The following is a 7,447-nucleotide window of genomic DNA, read 5'->3' on the forward strand; positions in this document are numbered from 1 at the left end:
TCACGCTGAAGGAATTTGAATAAAGAAGGCCTGTTTTTGACGGAACAAAGTGATTCTTTACACTATTTTGCTTACATTATATATTTCTTGAGTCTCTATCATTAAAATAGACACATTAATCCTATGTATACTTGGGGTTTTTATATTAATAGGTATCGGAGCTAATATATTGAAGCGTCTATACACCCTTTTCCAATTTTTCCAACGGTCAATAGATAATATTCAATAATCGGGCCTTTTAATCTAATAACGTATTAACTTATTTAGTCATTTAACGTAGTGAAGAAAGGGGAGTGTATCATGTCAAAGGGATTACTTCATCACATTGAGATATATGTATCTGATTTAAATGTTTATGGCAATCTAATAATGTAAGGTTTGGCATTTAATTTATGTAGGTGATTTTCTCGTTATCTGCGTAAATAAAAAAGGCCACTTGCCAACTTCTCAAAATAACTTTAGACTCCACGTTGGATCAACAACGTTCGACAGGAGGCTATTTAGGAGATGTTAGCAGTGGCTGAGATTGATTATATCAGACATGAGGTAAATCAAAAAGGGGAAAAATACGCAAGTGTAGCAAGAAAAATGGGAATTGACCCTCGGACGGTCAGTAAATATGCGAATCAGGAGGAGTTCCCTGAAAAGAAACAGCAAATACGCGAAGCGCCTGTCATGGGTCCGGTCAAGCCGATCCTCGACAAATGGATTCGAGAAGACCTGAAAAAGAAAAGGAAATACCATCGGACGGCCAAAAGAATGTTCGAACTTCTGGAAAAGCACCATGATTTTGAAGGTTCCTATCGTTCTGTCCGCGGCTATGTTTCCAAACGAAAAAAAGAACTGAAAGCAGACGCAGAGGAAGCAGCCCTGCCCCTGAAGGCAATCCCGGGCACCGCGCAGGTGGACTTCGGAACAGCACCGTTTCGTTATCATTCCGAGGTGATTGACCTGCCGTACCTTGTAATGTCTTTTCCGTATAGTAACAGCTTTTACTTCCAAGTCTTCCCTTCGGAAAATACGGAATGCTTGCTGGAGGGCCTGCAACGCATGTTCCATCATATGGGCGGTGTACCCCGGGTCATACGTTTCGACAACCTGAGCCCTGCAGTAAAGAAAATACGTGCCAAGGGACAAAGGGATCTAACAGATGTATTCGAGCGATTTGTCCTGCATTACGGGTTTACATACGAATTCTGCAATCCCGGCAAAGGAAATGAAAAAGGCCATGTGGAAGCCATGGTGAAATATGTGCGGAACAATTTCCTCTTGCCGGAAAACACCCTTGTGGACTTGGACCATTTCAACGGGACATTATGGGAACTGGCGGAAAAGGACCGGAACCGGAAACATTATGAGAAGCAGGTCCTGCAGAGCGAATTGTTTGAGGAAGACCGGAGGGAATGGCTCCAACTGCCGGAGAAAAGATTTGACTGCGTCCGCCATCAAGAGGCACGGGCAGACAAATATGGCTTCATCACCATTGACCAGAAGCAGTACTCCACTTCTCCACGCTTTGCGGGGCAGAAGGTCCGTGTGCGTATTACCTATCAATCTATCAATATATTAAATGAGGAAAATAAAGTGATTGCCAAACACGCCAGACTGTATGGAATGAGGCGCAAATCCATGGTATGGCAGCCTTATCTGGAGCCGCTTGCCAAACGGCCAAGGGCAATCAAATACTCAAGTGTATATGATCAATTCCCCTCTGTATGGGCAGAATTTCTTCGCAATTGTACGGAGGAGGAACAGAAAGACGCCCTGCGGTTGTTAGGCAAGCTTCTCAAGAACAACGACTTCTCCCTGTTAAACGAAGCGTTGGATCTGGCTTCGACGCATGGCCATCCGAGTGTCGAACAGATCCGGCACACCTTCTATTCCCTGCTTCATCAGGGGGACAGATATTCGGCTATAACACCGAAAACTCCCGTCCCTGCCATGCCTGACATCACAAGGGGGCTGTCCCACTATGACGCCTTCTTCCTTGAGGGGAGGGCCGGAAAATGATTGAGCAGATCGAGGCATACACGAAGAGACTAAAGCTGAGCTGGATCAGAGAAAATTTTCACAAGGTGGAGGCAGTCAGCAACCAGGAATATCTCCTGAAATTGTTTGAGAATGAGGTAAAGCATCGGGAGGAAAGGAAGGTCAACCTGTTGCTTAAACAGGCCCAGCTGCCTAAAACCGGCACCCAGCCGTTTCAGTGGGAACATATCCAAATACCTCAAGGGATAGACAGGAAAACCATTCTTAACGGTGGATTTATCAATGAAAAAGAGAACCTGATCTTATATGGAGGGGTTGGTACTGGCAAAACATATTTGGCCACATTGATCAGCCTGAATGCCATCCATGGGTTTGGCAGCCGGGTTAGATTCCATACCGTGGCTGGCTTGGTCAACCAATTGATTGAAGCGCATCAAGAAGGAAAACTGCCAAAATTAATGAAACAGATCGAAAAGCTTGATCTGCTGGTCCTAGATGAACTGGGATATATTCCACTCCACAAAGAGGGTGCTGAGCTGCTCTTCCAGGTGATATCCATGTGTTACGAGAATAAAAGCATCGTTATCACCACCAACCTGCAGTTCGGCCAGTGGAATCATGTCTTTGGAGATCCGATTTTGACGGAAGCCGTGATCGACCGGCTAATCCATCATTCCCACTTATTGCTTTTTACGGGCGATAGCTTCCGTTACAAAGAATCTTTATTACACTCGTAAGACTGTTGGCAAGTGGCTTACATGTTTCATTGCCACTTCATACATTTTTTACTTGCCAAATACAGATTTAAAAAAATCAACCGATTTTTGGGGTTGGTTTCTTGAGGAATTAGGATATAGTTCCTTTCAAAAATGGGATAGCGGACAGAGTTGGAAAATAGAGAACACCTATATTGTATTTGTGCAAGCAGAAGAACGGTATTTGGAAGTTACATACCATAGATGTCGAGTAGGTTTAAATCATTTGGCATTTCACGCAAGTTCACGTGAACACGTTGATGATATGACTAATAAATTGAACGCTAAAGGAATTAATTTACTCTATACAAACCAGCATCCATTCGCCGGAGGAGATAATCATTATGCTGTTTACTTTGAAGATCCAGACAGAATAAAAGTGGAACTTGTTGCACCCTGACTGTTCCATAATCGGGCGCAATTCCGTAGCATTTAGGAATTGTGCTTTCTTTATCATATAGTGGAGGAAAGATTTTAAAGTTTACATATTATTTGAGTGAAGAAGGGGGAAAAGGAATTGAACCATGACTTTTATCGCTCATTATTTCCCATATTATCTACTCACACACACCTGGCTAGTTGTTCCCAAGGTGCTTTAGGAAAGTCTGTTTCAAAAGCAATTGAGGACTATCATAATAGCCTAATTCAGTCAGGGGCTAATTGGGGTAACAACAGCGTAGCTGTCATTACCCGCAATAAACAGTAAATATATGTAAAATTGAGAAATGGCTTAAAGTTTTAACTTTAAGCCATTTCTGTTTTTCTATAGGGCTTGTTACTTAACTAACGAATATAAGAAATTCTTTCCCTTTCTAATGCATCCTTAAGCCATCTTGGATGCATGTTTAGGAGATTTTCTGGTAAATGATTAAAGTCGAAATAATCCGCATCTAATGTCTCTTCGCTTTTTCTATTTAGAGTTCCACCTATAACTTCACATTCAAAACATGTTGTAATAAAGTGACTTACATTACCGTTTGGATATGAAAAAACCTGAGAAACAGGATCAGAATAAACTCCGATTAACCTATTAACTTTGACTCTCAAACCGGTTTCTTCCCTAATTTCTCTGATGATTGCTTCCTCTACAGTTTCTCCTGGCTCAACATGGCCCGATGGAATTCCCCATAATCCGTTATCTGCACGTTTCACTAGAAGAACTCGCTGTTTTTTATCAAAAATAATGCCTGCAACTCCTGCTTCGATATTATCTGGCCAAGAAAAGGAAGGGGAAATCCACTTTTTTATGTTTATATTACTGTCAAATAAACTCTTTAAATTTGGTATCGTAGCATCTGGATTGCGGAAATCTCTTGCTGACGGGAACTTTTTAACATTTTGCTCTGATACCAAAATGGCCGGTATTCCTGCCTGATGTGCGCCCAAAATATCAGTATATGGATTATCACCCACCATTACTGCTCTGGAGGATGGAATAAAATCTTCAAGTGCCTTTTTAAACATATAAGGGTAAGGTTTTCCGACAATGATAGGTCTTTTCTCTGTTGAAACCCGTATCGCTTCCACCATTGCCCCAACAGCAGGTAAAGGACCTTCAGGGGTTGGAAACGTTCTGTCTGCATTTGTGGCAACAAATTTTGATCCTTTATGAATAAATTTTGCTGCTTTCTGGATATCATGAAAAGACGCATTATCGTCCCACCCAACAACAACGGCTTCTACATTGGTTTGATCTTTTATATTGATACCAACTTGTTGACATTCCCATTTTAAATTTTCATCACTTAAAACAAATGCAGTTCTGACTTTTTCATGGTGTAAATATTGTGCGGTCAACCAACCAGACGTAATTACTTCTTCGCTGCTTGCTTCTATACCTAGCTTACTTAACCGTTTTGCTGTTTTTTCCCGTGTTGTACATGGATCATTAGTTAAAAATCTAATCTCTTTCTTTTCTTTTCGAAGACGCCTAAGTGATTCTACTGCCTCAGGAAGTGGTTCTGATCCTATATAAATTACTCCATCTAAGTCAAATAAAAATACATCAAATTCATCAGCTATCATAATATTCTCTCCTTGGAACAGTTCTGAAACCTTCCATTACTTATTTGACTACTTATTTGACGGATCGATAAAGAACGAAGGGAGGGTAATCCCATTCCTGTGTCCATTGGCTAAATTTATGTTCTTGTTCAATCCTTTTTAATTCCTCATAAGGAATATCCCGTAAAGTTGGTTCTAGTTGTTCGATATCTCGGAAACCTATCTCTTTCAGAACTTCCTGATACATTGATTTTGGCCAGTGAAAGTCATGTAATATAAGATCCTCTTGGTTCTCTATATGTAACCATTCTTGTCGTGCTTCTCCACTTATATATTTTTTTCCTGGTATACCATTTCGAAACGTAGAAAACTCGATACCTGTTGAATCAGGATTTGTATCTAAAATAACAAATGGTGAATCAGGTTTTAGTACTCGATAAATCTCTTTCATAATTCGCCGAATCCTATCTTTATTTTCCGTATTAATAAATACATAACAGGTCATGGCTCCGTCAACTGAATTATTCTCAAGAAAAGACAACTGGTCATTTTCAATCAAATGATAATCTACGTTTGGATGGTTTCTTTTTTCCTGAGCAATGTCGAGCATTTCTTTTGATTCATCTACAGCAATGATGTTTAGGTTCGTACTTTTGGACAATCTATAAGCTACTTTTCCCGGTCCGCATCCATAGTCAAGTATATTTTTTACATTTGGATTTGAAAGGAAAGTTTCAAAGACAAAGCGAAATCCTAAAGTTTGTTCAAGTATATCATTGTAAGCTTCAAATTTATTAGCAATGGTTCCTTCTTTAAAAGAAGTTTTCATAATCTACTTCTCCTCCTCGGCTAGATTTATTTTACAATTGTTGTGAATTTTGAAGGCCATTTATTAATAACAAAATGCTGATAAACTGGGAGTAAGTTTTCATATAAGGAAGTATCAATTGGTCTTTTATAAGCAATGTATTGATACAAACTAAAAAGTAAAAGAACTTGCTTCCAGTATTCAGGTAAATCCAATTTTTTAATGTCTAAACTTGACATTTTAATCTGATCTTTTCTTAATAAAGCCTCATATTCTAGCACAGTTTCAATCGAAGGCCAATTATTTATAGAAGGCATTTTAGGGAATTTAAATTTAGGCTTCATGTTTCGTGGGTCAGATTTAGCTTCCTGAAGCACCTTTTCAGTCCATTCATCATCCGGCTGATAAATGTGGATGGAGCCAACATTATGAAAATACTCTCCTAATTCCAGGTTAAGATCTCTGGCCATTAATTCTTGAATAAATGTAAAGGAAAAAAGATCACTTATGATTCCACGAAAAGCATCATTTGCACGCATATAAGATGCCATATATAGTTTATTTTCTCTTACAAAAAATTGCAGACCTAATGTGCAAGAAATATCAATATTGTTTGGTACCATTAATTCCGTTGCATCAAAGATCTGTATAAATGCTCTTTTGGAATCAGGATCTTCATGTGTTAATAAATCTTTTATTTGTTTCCATTGATTTATTTTGGCATTGCCAAATTCAAAGATTTTTGGTCCATATGCTGTCCCCGTTAATGTTTTTCCATTCATTGAATATTCAGGCATTTTCTTGTTATAGTAACTAATAAAATCAAGGCTATTATCACCTGATAAATACCATAAAACTTCTGCAAAATTAAAAACAATATTCGTTTTTCGGCTTGGTAAATAACAGACACGTTCTACAGGGTTTTTAATACTCAAGTTATAATTAAGCTTCTCACGACTATGGTTACCACGTGGTGCATTGAAAAATTGTGGGTTGTGATAAGTATCATAAAGTGTTTCTATATAAGCTTCGTGGAAATTACTGTATTGCATATGTACCTCCTTCTAAACGAATTGTAAGTACTGTTTTTCGATTTCTCTTAAATAATCATCTTCTTTTTGATAACGGATAGATATTACATTAGCGACAGCATCAAGGCCTTTTATTAAAAAGGCGTAGTCTTTTCCTTCTTCTAGCAGCAGAATAATTGGTTTATTTAAAGCAGAAGCCCATCCAATTTCTATATGGGTTCCCGGGGAAGCTGGTGAACCCGGAAAGGCAACGAAAAGATCGCATGTACTAATTTCTTTGAAATCTATTGCAGTACATTCTTCGGGTGTCATAAAGTCCTTTCCCCACCCTTCACGTTTGTGCGCATTATGGACTGAAAAACCTCTTTCTTCAAAAAAAGATATAAGATTTAACAACTTTTGTTTTTCATGATTGGCCATCATTCCTGTTTTTGGATCAACTAGACTTTTAAATGGTCCTGCAAGAAACACTTTTTTGTTTTGACTCATTTCTTATCACCCCTAATAAAAAATTAAAACCACTTCAATTAGGAAGTGGTTTATTAACGAGAGCATTTAATAAAAATTATTCATTAATGCTTACGCATTTTCCCCACTTTCCTACGCCGGTACAAACCAGATCAGGTTCAAAGAGTTAAAGACTTTTAGTCTTTTCTCAGCTTTTAACACAAAAGCACCCCTAGTGAATTTTTATTTTGTTGTAAAAGTGTTCCATATAAACGTAACACAAATTCGTTGAATAGTCTATAAGTTCCGATTACTATTTTGGGTTAGGAACTTATAGAAAATTTAATAGATTATCCCAAATTACGAAAGTAAATTTACTGAACATTAATTCTGGGGCTATTTGGTAAAACTTT

7 protein-coding genes and 1 riboswitch are annotated in these 7,447 nt (G+C 38.4%); of the genes, 3 read left to right on the top strand and 4 right to left on the bottom strand.

The genetic code is table 11. From position 1 onward, the window contains the following. The first annotated feature begins 507 nt into the window (after positions 1-507). From istA to FS666_RS18460, 3 genes are read left to right on the top strand one after another with little or no spacing between them, the layout of a single operon-like run. A complete protein-coding gene (gene istA, locus FS666_RS18450; protein ID WP_144463680.1) occupies positions 508-2,010 on the top strand; it encodes an IS21 family transposase in 1,503 nt (500 codons plus the stop codon). Continuing rightward, entirely contained in the window at positions 2,007-2,726 is a 720-nt protein-coding gene (gene istB / locus FS666_RS18455) for an IS21-like element helper ATPase IstB (RefSeq protein ID WP_144463681.1), read from the top strand. Before istA ends, istB begins: the two co-directional genes overlap by 4 nt. A gap of 52 nt (positions 2,727-2,778) precedes the next feature. After that, positions 2,779-3,144, top strand: a complete 366-nt coding sequence (locus tag FS666_RS18460; protein ID WP_244943963.1) for a VOC family protein — start codon at positions 2,779-2,781, stop codon at positions 3,142-3,144. A 383-nt stretch (positions 3,145-3,527) separates the two neighbouring features. Here FS666_RS18460 and FS666_RS18470 read toward each other — a convergent pair whose 3' ends face one another. Genes FS666_RS18470 through FS666_RS18485 form a run of 4 tightly spaced genes read right to left on the bottom strand, consistent with a single transcriptional unit; the run spans position 3,528 to position 7,076 of the window. After that, complete coding sequence (locus FS666_RS18470; protein ID WP_144463683.1) at positions 3,528-4,769, bottom strand: HAD-IIA family hydrolase; 1,242 nt, start codon at positions 4,767-4,769, stop codon at positions 3,528-3,530. Positions 4,770-4,821: 52 nt separating this feature from the next. Continuing rightward, positions 4,822-5,577, bottom strand: a complete 756-nt coding sequence (locus FS666_RS18475) for a class I SAM-dependent methyltransferase (protein ID WP_144463684.1) — start codon at positions 5,575-5,577, stop codon at positions 4,822-4,824. 26 nt (positions 5,578-5,603) lie between these two features. Then, positions 5,604-6,608, bottom strand: a complete 1,005-nt coding sequence (locus tag FS666_RS18480) for a thymidylate synthase (protein ID WP_144463685.1) — start codon at positions 6,606-6,608, stop codon at positions 5,604-5,606. Positions 6,609-6,620: 12 nt separating this feature from the next. After that, complete coding sequence (locus FS666_RS18485) at positions 6,621-7,076, bottom strand: nucleoside 2-deoxyribosyltransferase (protein WP_144463686.1); 456 nt, start codon at positions 7,074-7,076, stop codon at positions 6,621-6,623. Positions 7,077-7,167: 91 nt separating this feature from the next. Next, a riboswitch (TPP riboswitch) is annotated at positions 7,168-7,278 on the bottom strand. Positions 7,279-7,447: the final 169 nt, after the last annotated feature.

The organism is Siminovitchia fortis (assembly GCF_007681465.1).
In the GTDB taxonomy this organism is placed as follows: domain Bacteria; phylum Bacillota; class Bacilli; order Bacillales; family Bacillaceae_C; genus Siminovitchia; species Siminovitchia fortis.

Excerpts from the sequence above, each read along its gene's own strand:
- istA (WP_144463680.1), top strand. The coding sequence starts at position 508 with ATGTTAGCAGTGGCTGAGATTGATTATATCAGACATGAGGTAAATCAA.
- istB (WP_144463681.1), top strand. The coding sequence starts at position 2,007 with ATGATTGAGCAGATCGAGGCATACACGAAGAGACTAAAGCTGAGCTGG.
- FS666_RS18470 (WP_144463683.1), bottom strand. The coding sequence starts at position 4,769 with ATGATAGCTGATGAATTTGATGTATTTTTATTTGACTTAGATGGAGTA.
- FS666_RS18475 (WP_144463684.1), bottom strand. The coding sequence starts at position 5,577 with ATGAAAACTTCTTTTAAAGAAGGAACCATTGCTAATAAATTTGAAGCT.
- FS666_RS18480 (WP_144463685.1), bottom strand. The coding sequence starts at position 6,608 with ATGCAATACAGTAATTTCCACGAAGCTTATATAGAAACACTTTATGAT.
- FS666_RS18485 (WP_144463686.1), bottom strand. The coding sequence starts at position 7,076 with ATGAGTCAAAACAAAAAAGTGTTTCTTGCAGGACCATTTAAAAGTCTA.